We start from the raw sequence: 22,181 nt of genomic DNA on the forward strand, positions 1-22,181 counted from the left end.
GGCTGGCTGGCCTGCTCAACCGCACCGCGCTTGAACTCGGTGCTGAACTTCCTTCGCTTCGACATGAACACTCCTCATGGCCTTGATCGGCCTTCTCGTAAGTGTCCGTGAAAACGGGGGTGAACCCGACGAAGTTCGCCGTGGTTTCATTCATCACCAGCCCGGCCTGGGCGGCCTTGTCGACGCGGATGCGCCCGCTGCCCATGTCGAAGGGCGTCGCCTGCGTCGTTCCATCTTCCATGTAGACAATGGTCGTAGCGGTCAACGCGAGGGCCGACTTGATCTCGGCGGGCGTCCAGTCCGGATGCAGTTGGCGGAGCAATGCCGCCGCGCCTGCATTGTGCGGCGAGGCCATCGAGGTGCCGCTGTAAATGCCGATCGCTTCGGCGGAGCCGGCGACCGTCGCCAGGATATCCACGCCGGGCGCGGTGAGATCGGGCGTGATCAGGTCGTAATTGGCGGCGGGCCCGCGCGAACTGAACTCCGCGAGCACGTCCGGCTTGTTGGTGAAGGTGACGGAACCGATTCGCGCGGTCGTGCCCGGATGGGCTTTTGCCCAGTCGCGGATCGCATCCCCGTCGGCCTTCGATACCGCCATGAAGGGAATGGTCGTTCCGGGTGCCGACGGCAGCAGCGATCCATCGACGTTGTTCGCGATCACCACGGCGACGGCGCCAGCGGCGGTCGCGTTGTTGACCTTGATCGCAAACGAGCAGCCGGCACGCCGGACCACGGCGATCGCTTCCTTGAACGTGTCCGCGGGATAGCCATTGCATCCGTCGCTTGCGGTATCGATGCCGGGACTGAGGACGAGCGGGGCGTCGATGGGCCCGGCAGGCTGCATGCTTTCCACGCCCATGGTCGCCGCGATGGACTTCAGCGCGTCGGGCACCGTTCCGGGCCCCATGATCTGCACCCCGAAGCCGATCGCGCCGCGGCCGTGTTGCGCGGCGGCGGTCGACGCCGTCCACGGTTCGACATGCCCGATCCAGCCCGGGTCGGGGCCGTCGTTGCCGGCTGCGGTGGCGACATAGATGCCGGCGTCGGTGGCATTGAGGAAGGCCAGCGAAACGGACTCGTCCCACGGATCTTCGCCGCCGCTGATGGAGAAATTGATCACGTCCACCACGCCGTCCGCGATCGCCTGGTTGACTGCGGCAACCGCGGCGTCGGTGGGGCAGGAGCCGCCATGGCATACGTCGAAGGCCACGATGTTCGCGCGCGGGGCGACGCCGGAAATGTGGCGAACCTCGGACATGAACATCTGGTCGCGGTGGTTGCCCGCGGCGGTCGAGGCGGTATGGCTGCCGTGGCCATTGTTGTCGAAGAAACCCGGCTCCCCGTCGTTATATTCCTCGCCGATGTAATCGTATCCGCCGATCAGCTTGTCGTTGCAGTGGCCCTCGTCGACGCCGCCGGGGGCGCAGGTGCCGAGGTAGTGGCCCGAACCCAGCGGGTTCTTGTGGACGTAGCCGTCGAACGGGTCCACCGCGGCAAACGAGGGGCTGGCGTAGTTGATGCCGGTATCCAGCATGCCGACCACGACGCCCTCGCCACTGGCGGGGAATCCGGCTCCCGACCCCGTCCAGTTCCAGACTTCGCCCGCGCCGATGAGCCAGGGGCCGACGTCGGTATTCAGCTTTTCCAGTTTGACGGGCTCGACCAGCTTGACGCCCTTCATCTTCCGGACCTTCCCGGCCTCGGCGTTCGACATGTTTGCCACGACCGCGTTGAGCGCGTGCTGCATGCGCCGCTTGACCTGGAGCTGGTGGCCAAGGGCGCGGCCGATCGTGGCCTCGTGCTCGGCCTGGCGGCCCTGCAGGTAACTCACGTAGTTCCGGGCTTCGCGGCCCTTCACGTCGAGGCGTGCCTTGCCCTTGGCCCGGGCCGGCCTGGGATAGCCGGGGATGCTGCCGTCGTAGCCGGCGAGAGCGTCTTCCTCGAACACGACGATGAACTCGCCGGGCACGATCCTGGAACCGTCCTGGTCAGTTTCGTACACCCCTGACGCCGCGCCCTTGCCCCGGGGCTGGGCGAGCGTGGCGGCGCCTGCAAGCCACGTGGACCCGGCAAAGCCGGCGCCCCCGGGAGCGGTAGAGTTCTCGGGGGGCGGCGGCGCCTGCGGGGGATGCCCCGCCGGGCGTGCCGGTGCGCATGCTGGCAAGCGCTACGCCGATGGCGGCCACGAGCACGACTGCTCCACTGGCCGTACGCCCACGGGGGCTTTTCAAGAACTTGTGCATCGATCACTCCAGATGATGGTTGCCGAAGGGCTTCCTCCCCCTTACGCATCCCCTGCGCGATCTTTAGCCGCGGCAGGAAGGGAGGCGCGAGCAGCACCGGACGACGCAGGCCCTCGGGTGCGGCTACCCGCCCAGAATCGTGACAACCGCAATCATTTGCATCCGCTGCGGGATTAGTTTTTGATCAGCACGATCAGGTTTTGATGAGAAACCCTTGCCTGACGGGGTTGCTCGTGCTCAAGGGGCTACCTGCAGCGCCGGCGGAATCCGGCGTTCGCCAGCCAGGCTTTGCGTGCGAGTCAGGGCCGCACGCCAAGCGACGGCATCGCCCAGGGCGTGATACAGGCGCAACTGCACCAGAGCTGCGTCGTAGGAACCGTCGGCACGATCAGCCACGCTGTCGGCCAGGGTCCAGGCACGTGCCGGCGCGGGTGCTCCGCGCGGCCGGCCCGACATCAGCCAGGCCATGTGGCTTTGCACGGCGAGCAGCCGATAGACCGGCACGTGGCCGGCTTCGGCGAGGATTTCGGTGTTTTCGTAGGCGACCTGCGCGGCTTCATGGCGGCCCTCTGCCGCGGCCAGTTCCGCTTCGGCAAGGGTGGCGAAAAGGCGTGGCGCGAATCCCGGGCTTGCTGCCGCCAACTCCGCAAAGGCTTCGGCATCGGTCCGTGCGATGGCGACCTGGCCTTGCGCCAATCCGCAACGGACCAAGGTCAACCAGGGCTGCCCTTTGGTCGCCAGCGGCATCGGCTGCGGTTCCTTCGCTTTCAGCCGGTGCAGCGTCCGACGCAGGCGGGTACAGGCCGGCGCAGGATCACCGCGCTGCAAGGCCAGTTCGGCCAGCCCGGCGGTCGCGATGGCTCCCGCTTCGTCGGCCCATGACTGCCCGGCATGGGCATCGGCGATGGCCGCGGCCTTGTCGAACGCCTTGCCGGCCGCCTGCCAGCGGCCTTCGACGGCGGCCAGCCGGGCTTCGGCCAAGGACGCGGGCGCGGTCAACTGGGGGTCGTTCGCCACCCGTTCGGCCAGCACGCGGACGCGCTCCGCCGCGGCGGTGGCCGCTTCCATGTCCAACAGATCCAGATATGCGTCCAGCATCAGCGTCCAGGTCGCCGACTCCATGGGATTGCCCAACGCCGCGAAACGGCCGGCGGCGCTGTGGAGATAGGGCAGCGCCTCCGCGGGCTGAGCGCGATCCATCGTCCGCAAGCCGACGTTGAAATCGACCATGGCCAGCCCTGGCAAGTGCGTGCTGCGCTCGAAGTTCCAGCGTGCGCGGGCGTAGTGCTGCGCAGCCAGGTCGTACTGGCCGCGTTCGGCTGCGGCGTTGCCGAGGTTGAGGCTGATGCCGCCGGCAAGCGCCGGCGCGCTGCCGCCCTCCAGCAGGCGCGCTGCTTCCTGCAGCCGGGCCTCGAGTTGCCTAGGCTGTTCGAGGATGCGGTGGACGACGGCAAGAGCATTCAACACCTGGGCGCGGAAGACCGGATCTTTGCCGGCCGGCGTTTCCGCCAGCAATCCGTCGAGGATCCGGGCCGCAGCCGCCGGATCCGGCTTCCGAAGCTCGATGGTGGCCTGGGCGAAGCGAAACTTCGGATCGCGTCGCCATTGCGGCGGAACACGTTTGATCAGCGCCTGGGCGGCGTCCAGTTCGCGATTGCGTATGGCGTCGTCGATTTGTTGCAACAAGAGCAGGCGCGCCGGATCCTGCGGAGGCCCGGTAGGGGCCTTGCGTCCCAACCGGACGAGCATGTCGTCGACGGCGAGTCGGGCCGCTTCGATCACCTGGTTGGCCTCTCCCGTCCCGATCATGGGCAGTTGCGTGCCGTGGACGGTTTCCAGGGACACGGTCCAGCGGGCGCCACGCTTGCGCGCGTTCGCGGCCAGCACCAGTTTTGAGCCGGTGGCCTCGACCAGGCGGTCGAGCTGCTTCGGGTTCGGTGATTCCGCCTGCGCCCCCACCAGCGTGATCACGGTTTCGCTGGACACCATGGGCTGACCGGCGGTCCTGAAACGTTCGACCATGAAGTCCATGACGCCATAGCGAGCCCATGCGTCGTCGGGTCCGGCGCTGACCTGCACCGGCAGCAGCAGGGCAGCTTCACCGCTGGCGAGCGGGGCGGCGGGCGGCGTCGAGGGTTTGCGAAGGAAATACAGTCCAGCTGCGCTGGCGGCCAACACCAGCATGGCCACGACCCACGCCATCGGCGAGCCCATTCCCCGCTTGCCGGGGACTTTGCTGCCGACGGCGGCTTCCGCGGGCGCGGCAGGTGCGGTCGACGCGTTCGTGACCCCCCCCGGGGTGGCGTCTTCAGGTTCGAGCGGTCCCACCCAGCGATAGCCGAATCCGCGCGCGGTGCCGACGTAATGCTGTTCCTGGCCGGTGTCGCCCAGGTAGTGGCGTATCTGCAGGATGGTCTGCGGCACCACGCCCGCCGACAGGTGCTCGGTTCCCCAGACCGCATCGAGCAGTTCCTCGCGCGAAACCGCCCGGTCCCGGTGCTCAATCAGGTACAGCAGGCACTTGAAGACCTTGAGCGGCAGTTCGGCCTGCTCGCCTTCGCGCTGGAGCAGTCTTCGTGCCGGATCGAGTCGGAAAGGGCCGAAGCGGTAGATCACGAGCGCCTCAGGAAGCCAAGGATCCTCGCGGACATGTTCTTTCCGACCTGGGGAGGGAGTTGTGCTCCATCAGGTCGCGTCCTGCGCAGACAGGTGGAATGCCGTCATCGTGCATGCCCGTGACGCGTGGTGGTTCAGGCGAGCGGCTACCATAGCGCCCGCGGCCCTATATTTTGCACGTCGCACGTGCCGGTCAGTGCCATGGTGACATCCAGTTCCTTGCGGATCAGCTCCAGCGCGGTGGTTACGCCGCGCTCGCCCATCGCGCCGAGGCCGTAGAGGAAGGCCTTGCCGATCAGCGTGGCACCGGCGCCCAGCGCGAGCGCCTTGAACACGTCCTGGCCGCTGCGCACGCCGCCGTCCATCCACACTTCGCAACGGCCGCCGATGGCATCGGCGATGCGCGGCAGCGCGGCGATCGACGAAGGCGCGCCGTCGAGCTGGCGGCCGCCGTGGTTCGACACCACCACCGCGTCGGCGCCGGCGGCGACCGCCGCGCGCGCGTCGTCGGGGTCGAGGATGCCCTTGACGATCAGCTTGCCGGGCCACAGCGAGCGCACCCATTCCACGTCCTTCCAGCTCAGCGTCGGATCGAACTGGCTGGCGATCCATTGCGCCAGCGTGCTCAGCCCGCCGCTGCCCTTCGGCAACGCATCGGCCAGGTTGCCGAAGCCCTTGTGCGGCGTGCGCAGCATGCCCAGCGCCCAGCGCGGCCTGGTCGCAATATCAATAGCATTGGCCAGGGTCAGCTTCGGCGGGACGGTCAGGCCGTTCTTGATGTCGCGGTGGCGCTGGCCCTGGATCTGCAGGTCGGCGGTCAGCATCAGCGCCGGGCATCGTGCGGCCTTCGCGCGCTCCACCAGCGATGCGGCGAAGCCGCGGTCGCGCATCACGTACAGCTGGAACCAGAACGGCCGCTCCACCGCGGCGCGCACCGCTTCGATCGAGCAGATCGACATCGTGCTGAGCGTGAACGGCACGCCGAAGGCCTGGGCCGCGCGCGCGGCGAGGATTTCGCCGTCCGGGTGCATGATCCCGGTCAGTCCGGTCGGCGCCAGGCCGACCGGCATCGTCACCGGTTGGCCGAGCATCGTGGTCGCCAGCGAACGCCGTTCGACGTCGATCATCACCCGCTGGCGAAGTTTCAGCGCGTCCAGGTCGGCGCGGTTGGCGCGGATCGTGGTTTCGTCGTAGCTGCCGCGGTCCACGTAGTCGAAGATCGCCCGCGGCGCGCGGCGCATCGCCAACCGGCGCAGGTCTTCGTTGTTGGTGATGGCGGTCATCGGCGGCTCATCGGGCCGCGGGCGCGGCGCGTCCCGCGCGATGGCCGAAGGCGCCGTACAGCGCGACCGCCACGAAGCACAGCGCGGGGACCACGAACGATGTCGCGGTGGAATCGGTGGCGTCGGCGATGCGGCCCATCACCCACGGCATCACCGCGCCGCCAACGATGGCCATGACGATGAACGAGGCGCCGCGCTTGGTGTTCGCGCCCAGGCCCTTCACGCCCAGCGCGAAGATCGTCGGGAACATGATCGACATGAAGAAGAACACCGCGACCAGGCCGACCACCGATGCCCAGCCGATGCCGGCCATCACCAGCCCGCACAGCAGCACGTTGACCACGGCGTAGATCGCCAGCAGGCGGGCTGGCGCGATCACGCCCATCAAGGCGGTGCCCAGGAACCGACCCGCCAGGAATGCACCCAGCGCGATCGCGAGCAGGTAGGCGGCGCGCTCGGAACCGATGCCCGGAACGTGCTCGGTCACGTAGTTGATGAACAATGCGCCCACGCCGACCTGTGCGGCCACGTAGAAGAACTGCGCGACCACCGCCCAGAGAAAGTGCGGCTGTTGCAGCAGCGGCCTGGCTGGCGCCGCACCGACGGCTTCATAGTCGTGCTGGCGGATGTCCGGCAGGTGCGTTCGCCAGATCAGCAACGCCAGCAGCACCACGACCACCGCGATCACGACGTAGGTCGCCTGCACGCCGTAGCTGCCGGAAATGCCGACGGAAGAAGCGCCGAAGAACAGCTTGCCGCCGATCAGCGGGGCGACGAACGAACCGAGGCCGTTGAACGACTGCGACAGGTTCAGGCGGCGCTCGGAGTTCTCCGGCGCGCCGAGCACGGTGACGTAGGGGTTGGCCGCGGTCTCCAGGCAGGCCAGGCCGCAGGCGATCACGAACAATGCGAGCAGGAAGAATTCGAACGTCCCGGCGCTGCTGGCCGGCACGAACAGCAGCGCGCCGGTGGCGAACAGGCCCAGTCCGAGCAGGATCCCGGTCTTGTAACCCTTCGCCTGCATCAACATCGCGGCCGGCAGCGCCATGATGAAGTACGCGCCGAAGTAGGCCGCCTGCAACAGCGTGGAACGCGCGCGGGTGATGTCCAGCGTTTCCTGGAAGTGCTTGTTGAGCACGTCGAGCAGTCCGTAGGAAAAGCCCCACAGGAAGAACAGGCTGGTGACCAGCACGAACGCGATGCGGTAATGCGCGGGATCGGCATGGGTGCCGATGCGCAGCGGCGAGGTGTCGGCGGGCAAGGCGGGCATGGATGCTCCTGGTTCAGTCGTGGTCGCGCGGGTTTGCGTCGGTCAGGCGGAAGATCGTCGTCATCGGCGTCCACTTGCCGCCTTCCGGCGTCCATGGCGTGGGCGCCTGGAAGCGCCACATCAGCGCCTCCCATTCGGCGATGCGCGGATTGCCGCGTTCGGCTTCGGCCATCTTCGCCGGATCGAACACCGCGTCGTCGGTGTCCATCAGCATCACCATGCGCGTGCCGAGGCGGAAGATTTCCAGCTCGCGCACGCCGTGCACGCGCAGGTGGGACAGCACTTCCGGCCACACGTCGCGGTGGCAGGCCTCGTATTCGGCGATCAACGCCGGGTCGTCCTTCAGGTCGAGGGCAAGGCAGTGGCGCATGTTCGGTGTCCTAGAAGGTTGGCGCGGCGTCGAGCAGCGCCAGCGCTTCGCCGGCCATCGCGTGCGACGATCCGCTGGCGGCGGTCGGATGATCCTCGCGGCCGCGCGCCCAGGCGTCTTCCATCGCGAACCAGTCGATGGCTTCGGGCTCGGCGCCGGTTTCCAGCGCGACTGCGAGGCTGGAGAAGAAGCGTTGCCAGCGCTGCAGGTACAGGCCGCCGACCAGGCCGGCCCATTCGCGGTTGGCGTAGTCGTGCAGGCCGTTGTCGTCCGCCGCCGGCCGCGGACCCCAGACGGTGAGGATGCTGCGCGCGTCGTATTCGAACCGGGCGCGCTCGGCGTCGTCCTTCGCCGCGGCGCGGGCCCGTTGCAGCCATGGGCCGAGCAGGAAATGCGCGTGCGTGGCGAGCAGGCGATCCAGCAGGCGCATGCCGTCCAGCCAGTGCGCGGCGAGCCTGGCGAAGCCGTCGCGATCGCGTTGCCGGTAGCGCTCGGCGATCCGCGGCAGCAGCGCGCGGCCGTGGTTGGCCAGGCACTGGCGCGCGACGTCCACCAGGTCCAGGCGGTAGGCGTCGCTGCCGCGCAGGGGTTCGGCCACCTGCAGCAGTTCGCGCAAGGCCCGCACCACCTGTTCCGGATCGTAGGGTACGGTTTCCGGAGACCAGGTCGCCGCGGTGGCCACGTCCAGCGCGGGGCGCGCGCAGAACAGGCTGTCCGGCGGTTCGCTGTAGTCGGCGATCTCCAGCCGGTAGGCGCTTTGCGCCAAAGCGCGCCACGCGCTTTCGGCGTGCGCGTCGGCAGCGCCGTAGCGGAACCGCGCGTAGCGCGCGAACCAGCCGGGCAGGTCGTCGATGGGCGTTTCGCGCCAGGCGAGTTCGTTGAACAGCTCCATCGCCGCGGCGTCGCGGTAGCCGCCTTCGGGCATCCACGCGATGCCGCGCAGCGCAGTACCGGGCCTGGCGCGCGCCGCGTGGAAGCGTTCGAGCCAGACCTGCGCCTTCGCGCCCAGGGTCGTGTGGCCGCCGAAGTTGGCGATGGAGCCGAAGGCATACGGCGTGCCGTTCCAGTCGCGCTCGCGATCCGGCGCCGGCTCGTAGCGGTCGGACAGGCCGTCGACGACGAGCATGCGCCCGCGGTCGACGCCCTGCAGCAGTTCGGGCGAAGGGTTCTTCTGCCAGCCGAGGATCACCCAGATGGCGCCGGGATGCGCGCGATCCAGTGCCTGCTGCACCGCGCGCGCCGCGTCCGGCACCTGCACGTCGCCCTTCCTGCCGCCTTCGTGCAGCAGGTCGATCTTGAAGAAGCCGGCATCGCCGAACAGCGCCTGCTGGTGGCGATAGAAGGAAGCGGCCACGGCGGCGAACGGCGGCGAAGTCGGATCCAGCCAGTCCGGCCGGTCGAATCCCACCCACTTGCCCTGCGGCGCGATGCGCGCTTGCGGATTGCGTTCGGCGAATCCGGCGGGCACGGTGCCGAAGTAGCCCGGGAACACCGGTTCGATGCCGAGCGCGCGCGCGCGCCGGCAGATCTTCCGGCCCAGCGCGATGCGTTCGTCCAGCAGCCGCGCGGATACCGGGCCGCCGAAGCCGGACATGTTCTGCAGCAGCCACCACGGCTGGTGCGCGGGTGCCGGGATCCATGCCCGCGCCTCCGCATCGCTGTAGCCGAACTCCTGCAGCATGCGGTGGTAGACCGCTTCCTGGCCGACGGTGACGAGCATTTCCGTGGTGCCCTGCAGCGCGGCGAGGTCCAGCAACCGCTGCCAGTCGTTCCAGTCGCGGTACGGGCCCGAATAGCCGTCGTCGGTGTCGTTGAGCAGGTAGCGGTGCGGCAACTGCGCGCGCATCGCGATGCGCCGCGCCGGCAATGGCAGCCGGGCGGGCAGGTCGAGCTGGATGCCGGCCCAGGAAAGATGCGCGTCGGCCACGTATTTCAGGTACCAGTGCAGGCCGGCGAGGCCGGACAGCACGCGGTTGCTGCGGATCAGCAGGTGCCGGCCCTGGCCTTCGATCTCGAAACGGTCGGTGCCATCGTCCGCGGCGAGCGGCTCCCAGGCGATCTGTTCGCAGTGATCGGGCAGCACCCGCTCGAGCGCCTGGCGCAGGGTCAGGGCATCGGCGGCGGCGCCGGTTGCGGCGCTGGCCCCGGACCACCAGCGCGCGCCGGCGACGGCCACGCCCGACAGCATTGCGCCCTTGAGCAGGGTGCGGCGGTCGGGGTTTGCCACTCGATCCACGCGCACGCCCCGCTCAGGTCAATGCGCGGTCGAGGTGGGTGTAGCCGCCGTCGACGAACAGCCACTGCCCGGTGACGTGCGACGCGCGTTCGGACAGCAGGAACACCACGGTGTCGGCGATCTCGTCGGCGCGGGTCATGCGCCGGCCCAGCGGGATCTTGCCGGTGATCGTCGCCAGCTTCGCCGCGGGATCGGGGAACGACGACAGCCACGATTCGTACAGCGGCGTCATCACCTCGGCCGGGACCACCGCGTTGACGCGCACGCCGTCGGCGGCGAGCGCCGCGGCCCATTCGCGGGTCAGCGACAGCTGCGCGCCCTTGGCCGCGGTGTAGCCGCTGGTGCCGCCCTGGCCGGTCAGCGCGGTCTTCGACGAGATGTTGACGATGGCGCCGCGCGCCGCCTTCAACGCGTCGGCGCAATGGTGCGCCAGCGTGTAGTAGTGGACGAGGTTGCGTTGCAGCGAGGCGACGAAGGCGTCGGGGCCGGCATCGAGGCCGACGTTGTCGTTGACCCCGGCGTTGTTGACCAGGCCGTGCAGGCCGCCGAATTCGTCCAGCGTCGCCCGCACCGCGTCGCGGCAGGCGTCGGCGTCGGCCAGTTCGACCTGCAGGAAGCGTGCGCGCGGTTGCAGCGCGCGCAGTTCGCGTTCGAATTCCACCGCCAGCGCGCTGCGCCCGAACACCACCGGGATCGCGCCATCGCGGGCCAGCGCCAGGGTGATTGCGCCGCCGATGCCGGCGCCGCCGCCGCTGACGATCACCGGCTTGTCGCGCAGGTTCAGGTCCATCGTCCGCTCCCGTCGGAAATCATCGCGGCACACCATAGCAGCGCGCCGCGTTGCCGCCCTGCAGCGCGGCGCGTTCTCCGGCCGACAGCGCGGCGCCGGCCCAGTCGTCGACGATCGCGGCGACCGCGGCGTAATCGGCGCGCAGCAGGCACACCGGCCAGTCGGAACCGGACAGCAGCCGCTGCGGGCCGAAGGCATCGAGCGCGGCGTCGAGGCAGCGGCGCAATGCGGCCGCATCGGCGGGCCAGCGCGGGGCTTCGGTGACGAGGCCGGACACCTTGCACAGCACGTGCGGCAGCGCGGCCAGTTCGTTCAGCGCGGCGCGCCAGCGCGCGTCGTCGCCGCCGATCTCGGGCTTGCCCAGGTGGTCGAGCACCAGCCAGTGGCGGTCGTGGCGCGCGCAGAAGCCTGCCGCCTGCGCCAGTTGCGCCGCGCCGCGCACCAGCACCTCGTAGACCAGGCCGTGCTCCTGCGCCGCGCGCACGCCGCGGTCGAAGCGCGGGTCGGCCAGCGTTGCGGCCACGTCCGGGTCGTCCTGCAGCAGGTGGCGCACACCGGCGAAGCGTGGATGCCGTTTCCAGTGGGCGAGGCGCGCGCCGGCGTCGTCGGCGAACAGGTCGACCCAGCCGACCACCGCGGCGATCCACGGATTCGCCTCGGCCAGCTGCAGCAGGAAGTCGTTCTCCGCCTCGTCGGCGCGCGCCTGCACCGCGATGCAGGCGTCGACGCGCTGCGCGTCGAGCAGCGGCTTCAGGTCGGCGGGCAGCCAGTCGCGCCGCAGCACGGCCATGTCCGCGGTCATCCACGGATAGTCGGCGCCGCGATAGCGCCAGAAGTGCTGGTGCGCGTCGATCCGGATCATGGCGGCGAAGCTTCGCAGCGCATCGTCGCCGGCTCAAGCCGCCGCGGCCGCGGCGGATGCGAAAAGATGGCGCCGGCGGCTTTCCGGCTTCATCGTGATCGAATAGCCCGGCGCGACCGGCGGCATGTAGGCCGCGTTGCGGATCACGCAGGGATCGACGAAGTGCTCGTGCAGGTGGTCGACGTATTCGACCACGCGGCCTTCGCGGGTGCCGGCGACGGCGACGTAGTCGATCATCGCCAGGTGCTGCACGTACTCGCACAGGCCGACGCCGCCGGCGTGCGGGCACACTGGCAGCCCGTATTTCGCGGCCAGCAGCAGGATGGCGAGAATCTCGTTGACCCCGCCGACGCGGCACGCGTCGATCTGCACCACGTCGACCGCGCCGCCGGCGATGAACTGCTTCCACATGATGCGGTTCTGGCACATCTCGCCGGTCGCGACCCGGACCGGCGCGACGCCGGCGCGGATCCGCGCGTGGCCGGCGACGTCGTCGGGGCTGGTCGGTTCCTCGATGAACCACGGCTTGGCAAACGCCAGCGCGTTGACCCATTCGATCGCCTCGTCGACTTCCCAGATCTGGTTGGCGTCGATCATCAGCTTGCGGTCCGGGCCCAGCACCTCGCGCGCGATGCGCACGCGGCGGATGTCGTCGTCGAGGTCGCGGCCGACCTTCAGTTTGATGTGGTCGAAGCCGGCGTCCACCGCCTGCTGCGCGAGCCGGCGCAACTTGTCGTCGGGATAGCCGAGCCAGCCGGCCGAGGTGGTGTAGCAGGGATAGCCTTCGCGCTGGAGCGTGGCGATGCGTTCGGCCCGGCCGGCTTCCTGCGCGCGCAGGATCCGCAGCGCCTCGTCCGGGGTCAGCGCATCGGCGAGGTAGCGGAAATCGATGCAGCGCACGATCTCTTCGGGCGACAGGTCGACGACCAGCCGCCACAGCGGCTTGCCCGCCGCCTTGGCCCACAGGTCCCAGACCGCATTGACCACCGCGCCGGTGGCCAGGTGCATCGCGCCCTTGTCCGGGCCGATCCAGCGCAGCTGGCTGTCGCCGGTGACGTGGCGCCAGAACGCGCCCATGTCGGCGGCGATGTCGGCCAGCTTCAAACCGACCACGCGCGGGCGCAGCGCCTCGATCGCCGCGCAGCAGATCTCGTTGCCGCGGCCGATGGTGAAGGTCAGGCCGTGGCCTTCGAGGCCCGCCCGCGACGTCTCCAGCACCACGTAGGCGGCCGAGTAGTCCGGATCCGGGTTCATCGCGTCGGAACCGTCCAGCTGCTGCGACGTGGGGAAGCGCAGGTCCTCGACCCGCATTCCCGTGATCACCACGTCGAGCGCGCTCATGCCTGCACCGTGCGCTGGTCCTGCTCGCCGAGGCCGTCGATGCCCAGGCGGATGCGCTGGCCGGCGCGCAGGTACACGGGTTCCGGCTTCTGCCCCAGGCCCACGCCGGGCGGGGTGCCGGTCGAGATCACGTCGCCCGGTTGCAGGCTCATGAATCGGCTCAGGTAGCTGACCAGGTGCGCCACGCCGAAGATCATCGTCCGGGTGTTGCCGTCCTGGTAGCGGTGGCCGTCGACTTCCAGCCACAGGCGCAGGTTCTGCGGGTCGGGCACTTCGTCGGCGGTGACCAGCCACGGCCCGATCGGGCCGAACGTGTCGCAGCCCTTGCCCTTGTCCCAGGTGCCGGTGCCTTCCAGCTGGAATTCGCGCTCGGACACGTCGTTGACCACGCAGTAGCCGGCCACGTGCGCCAGTGCGTCGGGTTCGTCGATGTAGCGCCCGCCGCGGCCGATCACCACGCCCAGTTCCACTTCCCAGTCGGTCTTGCGCGAACCGCGCGGGATTTCGACATCGTCGTTGGGGCCGCAGACCGCGCTGGTCCACTTGCCGAACACCACCGGCTCGGCCGGCGGCGTCGCGCCGGTTTCGGCGGCGTGGTCGGCGTAGTTCAGGCCGATGCAGACGAACTTGCCGATGCGGCCGACGCAGGCGCCGAGGCGCGGCTGGCCTTCGACCAGCGGCAGCGTCGCCGGGTCGATGGCACGCAGGCGTTGCAGGCCTTCGGGCATCAGGGTTTCGCCGGCGATGTCGGCGACGTGCGCGGACAGGTCGCGGATGCGGCCGCCGGCGTCGAGCAGGCCGGGCTTTTCTTCGCCGCGTGGACCATAGCGGAGGAGTTTCATGGTTCTTCGTCTCCGATATCTTCTGTCTGATCATCCCGGACGCGGCGAGGGATTCGCTTGCGGGCGCAGCGATGCGAAAAACGCATCCCTCGCTGCGCTCGGGATGGCGACGTCCCCATCAGTTCGCCCAGCCGCCGTCGATCACCTGGCAGGTGCCGGTGGTGAAGGCGGATTCGTCGCTGGCCAGGTAGACCGCCAGCGCGGCGATTTCCTCGGGCTTGCCCAGCCGGCCCATCGGCTGGCGGGCGATGAAGCCCGCGTGCACCGCCTCGGCGCGGTCGCCTTGCGCGCGCGCCTGTTCGGCGATGCGCTGGCGCAGCGACGGCGATTCCACCGTGCCGGGGCAGATCGCGTTGCAGCGGATGCCGCGGGCGACGAAGTCGGCGGCGACCGACTTGGTCAGGCCGATCACCGCGGCCTTGGTGGTGCCGTAGGCGAAGCGGTTCGGCACGCCCTTCACGCTGGAGGCCACCGACGACATGTTGACGATCGAACCGCCGCCGCGCGCGAGCATGCCCGGCAGCAGGGCGCGGACCAGCCGGTACATCGCGGTGACGTTGAGTTGCCAGGCGAAGTCCCAGTCGTCCTCGCCGCAGTCGAGCACGCTGCCGGCGTGGACCACGCCGGCGCAGTTGAACAGCACGTCGAAGGGGTCGCCGGCGGATTCGGCGGCCAGCGCGGCGATCGCGCCGGCATCGGTCACGTCGAGGCGGCGGACCCGGATCTGCGGCGCTTCGGCCTGCAGCGCGCGCAGGGCGTCCTCGTTGATGTCGGCGGCGAGCACGCGCGCGCCTTCGCGGGCGAAGGCCAGCGCGGTGGCGCGGCCGATGCCCTGCGCGGCGGCGGTCACCAGGGCATGTTTGCCGTGCAATCGCATGGTGCGGGTCCTTGGCTCCCCATCGGAATTCTTCTGGCGGACAATTATTGGTCCAGAGGCTGGACCAATGCTAGCCGGAACCTGACGGAAATGGAACGCCGTCCCCCCCCCTGCCGCTTCAATTCCGTGCTGCGGCACGGTATTCGTGCCCGGCCCGGGCCTCGAAGGCGATGCTGGCCCCGTCGCGGCGCACCGCGACCGGCCGGCCGCTGGCGGCGTCGCGCAATTCGACCGTGCCGTCCTCGAACAGCGTGCTGCGCACCGCAAGCGGTCCCTTGCGCCCGGCATGCAGCACGATTTCCTCGGTCCGGCCGTGTCGCCAGCGGATGTCCACGGTCACGTCGCCGCGCGCGCGCAGCCCGCGCACCGCGCCGTCGGCCCAGGCCGCGGGCAGGGCGGGGAGGATGTCGATTTCCCCCGCCTGGCTTTGCAGCAGCATTTCCGCCACGCCCGCGGTGGCGCCGAAGTTGCCGTCGATCTGGAACGGCGGATGGGTGTCGAACAGGTTGGGCAGGGTGCTGTGCACCAACTGCTCGCCGAGCATCTTGAAGGCGTGGTCGCCGTCGCGCAGCCGCGCCCAGAAATTGCTCTTCCACGCCTTGCTCCAGCCGGTGCCGGCATCGCCGCGCCCCTTCAGCGTCATCCGCGCCGCATCGGCCAGCGCGGTGTCGCGCAGCGGCCGGATCCGCGCGCCGGGGTGCAGTGCGTACAGGTGCGAGACATGGCGGTGGTCGTCCTGCGGATCGTCCACGTCCTCCTTCCATTCCTGCAACTGGCCCCAGCGGCCGATGCGCAGCCCGGGGTCGAGTTTCGCCATCGCCGCCTGCAAGCGTTCCCGGAACGCGCGATCCACGTGCAGCGCATTCGCCGCCTGCAGCGTGTTGGCGAACAGTTCCGCGACGATCTGCTGCGACATCGCCGCGCCGGCGGTGTAGTTGCCGTGTTCCGGCGAAAAACTCGGCGTGGCGACCAGCGTGCCGTCGCGCGGGTCGACCTGCAGCGTGGCCAGCCAGAATTCGCTGGCGCCTTTCAGCCGCGGATACAGGCTGTCGCGCAGGAATCCCGCATCGGGCGCGAAGCGCTGCTGGTCGACGACCTGGTTCATCAGCCAGGCGCCGGCTTCGGGGAACCAGAACGCCGTGGCCCAGTCGATCACGCCGGTGTAGCCCCACGGGTTGGTGATGGTCTGCTGCACCCAGCCGGGCGCGCCGAACATCTCGCGCGCGGTGACTTCGCCCGGCGCGCGCATCGCCTCGACGTAGCGGACGAAGGGCTCGGCGGTTTCGGCGCGGGTGGTGGTTTCCGCCGGCCAGTAGTTCATCTGCAGGTTGATGTTGACGTGGTAGTCGGGATCCCACGGCGGCTTGACGCTGTGGTTCCACACGCCTTGCAGGTTGGCCGGCAGCGAGCCCGCGCGCGAAGCGGAGATCAGCAGGTAGCGACCGAACTGGAAGTACAGGGCTTCCAGCGCGCGGTCGGCGCCGGCATCGCCGCTGGGATAGGCCTTGAGCAGGGCATCGGTCGGCTTGTCCGGCATGCGCTGGCCTAGCTGCAGCGACACGCGGTCGAACAGGTTCCGGTAGTCGGCCACGTGCGCGGCGCGCAGGGCATCGAAGCCCTTGGCCGCGGCGCGGTCGATGTCGGCGGTGATGCGCGCATGCGGGTCTTCGCCGCGATAGTCCGGATATTTCAGCGCGTAGTCGGTGCCCGCGGACAGCAGCACGACCACGCTGTCGGCGCCGCGCACGCGCAACAGGCCGTCCTTGCCGGTGACTGCGCCGCCCCGTGCGATGACGCGCACCTGCGCTTCGAACACCAGCCCGTTGTCGGCCAGCTTGCCGCGGATGGTCAGCCGGTCGCCGTCCGCGCTGGCGCGATAGTCCTGCCGCGGCGATGCGTAGCGCAGCGCGAACGACACCTGCCCCGGCCTGTCGGCGGAAAAGCGCGCGGCGATCACGTGGCCCGGATGGCTGGCGAAGTATTCGCGCCGGTGCCGCGTTCCGCCGCTGCGGAAGCGCACGCCGGCGACGGCTTCGCCGATGTCGAGCGTGCGCCGGTAGTCCGCGGGTTCGGCGTCGATGCCGTCGAAATCGAGGTACAGGTCGCCGAAGGTCTGGTAGGCGCCGAACGACACCTGGCCGGTCTTCAGCAGGCTGGCCACCCACTCGGGATCGGCCTTGCCCCTGGCCGCGATTTCGCGGCGCACTTCGTCGATCGCGTTCGGGCGCGGCGATTCCCAGTTGCCGTAGGTGTAGCCGGGCGCGCCGGGGCCGCCGGTCCACAGGGTCTTCTCGTTGAACTGCAGGTGTTCGTGCACCGGATCGCCGAACACCATCGCGCCCAGCGCGCCGTTGCCGATCGGCAAGGCCTGCGTCTCCCAGTCCGCGGCCGGGGCGTCGTACCACAGCATCGGGCCGTCGCCGGCGAACGAAACACCGGGAAGGAACAGGGCGGCGAGCAGCAACGCCCGGGCGAACGAGAATATCGAGGACATGCGGACTCCGGCAGGAAATGGTCCAGCCAATGGACCAATGCTACGCTGGGCGCCCCCGTCACGGAACAGGCCGAGCGATGCGCACGACCACAGCAAGACTCCGGGAAGCGACCCCGAGGCATGGTCGGCGCTTGCCGGCCTTCGGCATCGCCCTGTTGCTGGTGGCCGGCCTTGCGGCAGCGGCGGATCCCGACCGCCCCGCGTTCGCGCCGATGCCGGAGATCTACCGCGACGGCTGGATCGACTTCAACAAGAACGGCCGCCAAGACGTGTACGAGGACCGCGGCGCATCGATCGACGCGCGCGTCGGGGACCTGCTGGCGCAGATGACCTCCGACGAAAAGACCGCGCAGATGGCCACGCTGTACGGCTACGGCCGGGTGCTGAAGGACCCGCTGCCGACGAAGCAGTGGAAGCGGGCGCTGTGGAAGGACGGCATTGGCAACATCGACGAGATGCACAACGGCTGGGGCGATGGCGGCAAGGGGCCGTATTCGCGCGACATCCGCCGCCACGTGTGGGCGATGAACGAGGTGCAGCGCTTCTTCGTCGAGCAGACCCGGCTGGGCATCCCGGTGGACTTCACCAACGAAGGCATCCGCGGCGTCGAGGCGTACCGCGCCACCAGCTTCCCCATGCAGATCGGCATCGGCCACACCTGGGACAAGGCGCTGGTGCGGAAGATCGGCCGCATCACCGGGCTGGAAGCGCGGGCGATGGGCTACACCAACGTCTATGCGCCCATCCTGGACGTCGCCCGCGACCAGCGCTGGGGGCGCATGGAAGAGGTCTATGGCGAATCGCCGTACCTGGCCGCGCGCCTGGGCGTGGAAATGGTCAAGGGCATGCAGCAGGACCACGCGGTTGCGTCCACCGCCAAGCATTTCGTCGTGTATTCGGCCAACAAGGGCGCGCGCGAGTTCATGGCGCGCACCGACCCGCAGGTGGCGCCGCGCGAGGTCGAGGACGTGCACGTCGCGCCGTTCGCCGCGGCGGTGCGCGAAGCCGGCCTGCTGGGGGTGATGGCCTCGTACAACGACTACGACGGCGTGCCGATCGCCGGCAGCCATTACTGGTTGACCGAGCGCCTGCGCGACGAATTCGGGTTCCGCGGCTACGTGGTGTCGGACAGCGACGCGGTCGAATACCTGCACAACAAGCACGCGGTGGCCGCCGACGAGAAGGACGCCGCGCGCCAGGCGGCCGAGGCGGGGCTGAACATCCGCACCAACTTCACCCCGCCGGAGGACTACGTGCTGCCGCTGCGCGAAGCGGTGCGCGACGGCTCGCTGCCGATGTCCGTGGTGGACCGGCGGGTGGGCGAGATCCTGCGGGTCAAGTTCGTCCTCGGCATCTTCGACCGCCCCTACATCGAAAGCGCCGAACCGGCGCTGCGCCTGCTCGATTCGCCGGCACACCGCGAGGTCGCGCTGCAGGCCACGCGCGAAAGCCTGGTGCTGCTGAAGAACGCGGGCCGGGCGCTGCCGCTGAGCAAGAACCTGAGGAGCGTCGCGGTGATCGGCCCCAATGCCGACGACGACCATTACGCGCAGCGCCACTACGGCCCGTCGGGCGGCGACACGGTCACCGTGCTCGAAGGCGTGCGCGCCAAGCTGGGCGACGGCGTCGACGTGCGTTACGCGAAGGGCGTCGAAGCCTCCGGCGCCAACTGGCCGAAGATCGAAACCCTGCCCGAGCCGCTCACCGCGGAAGAGCAGGCCGGCATCGATGCAGCCGTGCGCGCGGCCACCGGCGCGGACGTGGCCATCGTCGTGCTCGGCGACGGCGAGAACACGGTCGGCGAAAGCAAGTCGCGCACCAGCCTGGACCTTCCCGGCCGCCAGCTGGAGCTGCTGCAGGCCGTGCACGCCACCGGCACGCCGGTGGTGCTGGTGCTGGTCAACGGCCGGCCCATGTCGATCAACTGGGCCGACGCCAACGTGCCGGCGATCCTCGAGGCGTGGTTCCCCGGCGATCAGGGCGGCACCGCGATCGCCGACGCGCTGTTCGGCGACTACAACCCCGGCGGCAAGCTCACCGTGACCTTCCCGCGCACCGCGGGGCAGATTCCGTACAACTTCCCGACCAAGCCGTATGCGCAATCCGAACTGGAGAAGTCGCGCACCAACGGCGCGCTGTATTACTTCGGCCATGGCTTGAGCTACACCACGTTCGCGTATTCGAACCTGCGGATCGGGCCGAAGCGGCAGCGCCTCGGCGGCAACGTCGAGGTCAGCGTCGACGTGCGCAACAGCGGCGCGCGTGCCGGCGACGAAGTGGTGCAGCTGTACACGCGCGACCTGGTCGCTTCGGTGACCACCTACGAGAAGAACCTGCGCGGCTTCGAGCGCATCCACCTGGCGCCGGGCGAAACCCGCACCGTGTCCTTCACCCTGGGGCCGGACGACCTGAAGCTGTGGAACCGGCAGATGCGGCACGTGGTCGAACCGGGCATGTTCCGGGTCATGGTCGGCAGCGGCTCGGAGGACATCCGCCTGCAGGCCGAATTCGAAATCGTGGCAGAGTAGCGGCAGGGAGGCAGGCCCGATCCGGGCCCGGCGTCGGCAACGCCTGCCCGAGGGGTGCCGGACTATCGGCCAGTGGTCATAAAAAATACATTAAAATCAATGTGTTATGCGTCTCGCCGGGATGCTGGCTGTTCCAGCAACGCAACGCAAGGGAACTCCCGGGCGCATTAGCAGTCGAAGCCGCAGACTGCTAAGATCGCCGACATGAGCCAGACTCCGACCGCCACCGCCCTGGTGGCCAACAACCTCCCGATCCCCAGCGCGCTCGGTTCGCTGGAAGCCTACATCGGCGCCGTGCACCAGATCCCGGTGCTGTCGGTCGATGAGGAACAGCAACTGGCGCGCCGCTACCGCGACCACGAAGACCTCGACGCCGCGCGCGAACTGGTGCATTCGCACCTGCGCTTCGTCGTGCACGTCGCCCGCGGCTACAGCGGCTACGGCCTGCAGCTGGGCGACCTGATCCAGGAAGGCAACATCGGCCTGATGAAGGCGGTCAAGCGCTTCGACCCGGACATGGGCGTGCGCCTGGTCAGCTTCGCCGTGCACTGGATCCGTGCCGAGATGCACGAGTTCATCCTGAAGAACTGGCGCATCGTCAAGGTCGCCACGACCAAGGCGCAGCGCAAGCTGTTCTTCAACCTGCGCAAGTCGAAGACCCGCCTGGGCTGGATGAACGCCGAGGAAGTCAGCGCGGTGGCGAAGGACCTCAACGTCTCCGAGCGCGAAGTGCTGGAGATGGAATCGCGCCTGTCCGGCCGCGACATCGGCTTCGACGCGCCCGACGAGGACGACGACAACGCGCCGCCGGCCCCGGTGAACTACCTGGTCGCCGATGGCGAGGATCCGGCGCAGGCCTACGAGCGCAACGACAGCGAGGCCGACCAGCTGGAGCTGCTGCGCGAGGGCCTGGCCGGACTGGACCAGCGCAGCCGCGACATCGTCAAGCGCCGCTGGCTGGACGCCGACAGCAAGGTCACCCTGCAGGAACTGGCCGACGAATACGGCGTCTCCGCCGAGCGCATCCGCCAGATCGAGGCGAACGCGCTGAAGAAGATGAAGGCGCTGTTCGTGGCCTGAGCGCCCCGCGCGACGGATGCAAGGAAAGGCCCGGGAAACCGGGCCTTTTCGTTTCGCCCCGTTGCCGCGGCCGCTAGGCGCGCCTGTCCGTGGGCGGATTGCCGAAGATGATCCGCGCCGCGCGCTGGTAGCTCCAGTACGCCCATGCCCAGTTCAGCAGCACGACCAGGCGGTTGCGGAAGCCGATCAGGAAAAACACGTGCGCGGCCAGCCAGAACCACCAGGCGGGCAGGCCGGAAAGTTTCAGCCGGCCCAGGTGCACGATGGCGGCCATGCGGCCGATGGTGGCCAGGTTGCCGAAATCGCGATAGCGGAATGGCGGCGGCGCGGACGTCCCGGCCAGGCGTGCGCGGAGAACGCGGGCGACGTATCCGCCCATCTGCTTCGCGGCGGGCGCCACGCCGGGCACCGGCCTGCCGCCGCTTTGCACGGTGGCCAGGTCGCCGGCGACGAAGATGTCCGGATGGCCCGGCACGCTCAGGTCGGGTTCCACCAGCACGCGTCCGGCACGGTCCAGCGGCACGCCCAGCGAGCGCGCCAGCGGCGAGGCGGCGACGCCGGCCGCCCACACCACGGTGCGCGCGGGCACGAAATCGTCGCCGAGGCGGTAGCCGGCGCCGGTGATCTCCGAAACCGGGACGCCGGTGACGACCTCCACGCCCAGCCGTTCCAGTTGCCGGCGCGCCCGGGTCGACAGATCCTCGGGGAACGAGGACAGCACGCGCGGCCCGGCCTCGATCAGGCGCACGCGCGCCTCGCGCGGATCGATGCGGCGGAATTCGTTCTTCAGCGTATGCCGGGCGATCTCGGCCAGGGTGCCGGCCAGTTCCACGCCGGTGGGGCCGCCGCCGACGATGGCGAAGCTGAGCCACGCTGCGCGCGCCCGCGGGTCGGTTTCGGCTTCGGCGCGCTCGAACGCCAGCAGCAGTTCGCGGCGCAGGCGCAGGGCGTCGTCCAGCGTCTTCAGGCCGGGTGCGTGCGTCGCCCATTCGTCGCGGCCGAAATAGGCATGGGTCGCGCCGCTGGCCAGCAGCAGGCAATCGAAGTCGAAAACGGTGCCGTCGGCCAGCGTCAGTTGCTTGCGTGCCGGGGCGATGTCGCGAACTTCGCCCAGCCGCACTTCGACGTTGCGCTGCCTGCGCAGGATGTGGCGCAGCGGTGCGGCGATGTCCGGCGCCGACAGGCCGGCGGTGGCCACCTGGTACAGCAGCGGCTGGAACAGGTGGTGGTTGTGGCGGTCGATCAGGGTGATGCGCAGCGGCGCATCGGCCAGCGCGCGGGTCGCCCACAGGCCGGCGAAGCCGCCACCGACGACGACCAGGTGCGGAAGCGGCGCGCCGGCGTGCATG

General features: G+C 69.5%; 14 protein-coding genes and 1 pseudogene. 2 read left to right on the forward strand and 13 right to left on the reverse strand.

The genetic code is table 11. The features are described from left to right. Positions 1 to 268: 268 nt before the first annotated feature. From CSC71_RS15595 to CSC71_RS14135, 12 genes and pseudogenes are all read right to left on the reverse strand, one after another. A pseudogene (locus CSC71_RS15595) lies at positions 269 to 1,747 on the reverse strand (S8 family serine peptidase); the annotation flags it as partial. Between the two features lie 733 nt (positions 1,748 to 2,480). Continuing rightward, a complete protein-coding gene (locus CSC71_RS14085; protein ID WP_162375015.1) occupies positions 2,481 to 4,859 on the reverse strand; it encodes a winged helix-turn-helix domain-containing protein in 2,379 nt (792 codons plus the stop codon). Between the two features lie 146 nt (positions 4,860 to 5,005). Continuing rightward, positions 5,006 to 6,142: an alpha-hydroxy acid oxidase gene (locus tag CSC71_RS14090; protein ID WP_162375016.1), complete on the reverse strand. Its 1,137-nt coding sequence runs from the start codon at positions 6,140 to 6,142 to the stop codon at positions 5,006 to 5,008. Between the two features lie 7 nt (positions 6,143 to 6,149). Next, positions 6,150 to 7,412: a sugar MFS transporter gene (locus CSC71_RS14095; protein WP_162375017.1), complete on the reverse strand. Its 1,263-nt coding sequence runs from the start codon at positions 7,410 to 7,412 to the stop codon at positions 6,150 to 6,152. Between the two features lie 13 nt (positions 7,413 to 7,425). After that, positions 7,426 to 7,782 (reverse strand): L-rhamnose mutarotase, encoded by a 357-nt coding sequence (locus CSC71_RS14100; RefSeq protein ID WP_162375018.1) that lies wholly within the window; start codon positions 7,780 to 7,782, stop codon positions 7,426 to 7,428. Positions 7,783 to 7,792: 10 nt separating this feature from the next. Further along, on the reverse strand, positions 7,793 to 10,009 hold the full coding sequence (locus CSC71_RS14105; RefSeq protein WP_211368048.1) for an alpha-N-acetylglucosaminidase: 2,217 nt from the start codon (positions 10,007 to 10,009) through the stop codon (positions 7,793 to 7,795). Between the two features lie 22 nt (positions 10,010 to 10,031). Next, positions 10,032 to 10,808, reverse strand: a complete 777-nt coding sequence (locus CSC71_RS14110) for an SDR family oxidoreductase (RefSeq protein WP_162375019.1) — start codon at positions 10,806 to 10,808, stop codon at positions 10,032 to 10,034. A 19-nt stretch (positions 10,809 to 10,827) separates the two neighbouring features. Next, positions 10,828 to 11,670, reverse strand: coding sequence for an L-fucono-1,5-lactonase (locus CSC71_RS14115; protein ID WP_162375020.1), 843 nt, complete (start codon positions 11,668 to 11,670; stop codon positions 10,828 to 10,830). Positions 11,671 to 11,703: 33 nt separating this feature from the next. After that, positions 11,704 to 13,011: an L-fuconate dehydratase gene (locus CSC71_RS14120; protein WP_246192235.1), complete on the reverse strand. Its 1,308-nt coding sequence runs from the start codon at positions 13,009 to 13,011 to the stop codon at positions 11,704 to 11,706. Next, entirely contained in the window at positions 13,008 to 13,853 is an 846-nt protein-coding gene (locus tag CSC71_RS14125; RefSeq protein WP_162375021.1) for an ureidoglycolate lyase, read from the reverse strand. Before CSC71_RS14125 ends, CSC71_RS14120 begins: the two co-directional genes overlap by 4 nt. A gap of 118 nt (positions 13,854 to 13,971) precedes the next feature. Then, positions 13,972 to 14,730: an SDR family oxidoreductase gene (locus tag CSC71_RS14130; RefSeq protein ID WP_162375022.1), complete on the reverse strand. Its 759-nt coding sequence runs from the start codon at positions 14,728 to 14,730 to the stop codon at positions 13,972 to 13,974. A gap of 118 nt (positions 14,731 to 14,848) precedes the next feature. Beyond that, on the reverse strand, positions 14,849 to 17,224 hold the full coding sequence (locus CSC71_RS14135) for a glycoside hydrolase family 95 protein (protein WP_211368050.1): 2,376 nt from the start codon (positions 17,222 to 17,224) through the stop codon (positions 14,849 to 14,851). Positions 17,225 to 17,355: 131 nt separating this feature from the next. Between CSC71_RS14135 and CSC71_RS14140 the strand changes: the two genes are divergently transcribed. Both CSC71_RS14140 and rpoH read left to right on the forward strand, forming a co-directional pair. After that, entirely contained in the window at positions 17,356 to 19,752 is a 2,397-nt protein-coding gene (locus CSC71_RS14140; protein ID WP_211368051.1) for a glycoside hydrolase family 3 N-terminal domain-containing protein, read from the forward strand. A 204-nt stretch (positions 19,753 to 19,956) separates the two neighbouring features. Then, positions 19,957 to 20,832, forward strand: a complete 876-nt coding sequence (gene rpoH, locus CSC71_RS14145; RefSeq protein WP_162375023.1) for an RNA polymerase sigma factor RpoH — start codon at positions 19,957 to 19,959, stop codon at positions 20,830 to 20,832. Positions 20,833 to 20,905: 73 nt separating this feature from the next. On the opposite strand, the gene CSC71_RS14150 is transcribed toward rpoH, so the two are convergent. Then, positions 20,906 to 22,180, reverse strand: a complete 1,275-nt coding sequence (locus tag CSC71_RS14150) for an NAD(P)/FAD-dependent oxidoreductase (protein ID WP_162375024.1) — start codon at positions 22,178 to 22,180, stop codon at positions 20,906 to 20,908. Position 22,181: the final 1 nt, after the last annotated feature.

Source organism: Pseudoxanthomonas sangjuensis (assembly GCF_010211755.1).
Lineage (GTDB): Bacteria > Pseudomonadota > Gammaproteobacteria > Xanthomonadales > Xanthomonadaceae > Pseudoxanthomonas_A > Pseudoxanthomonas_A sangjuensis.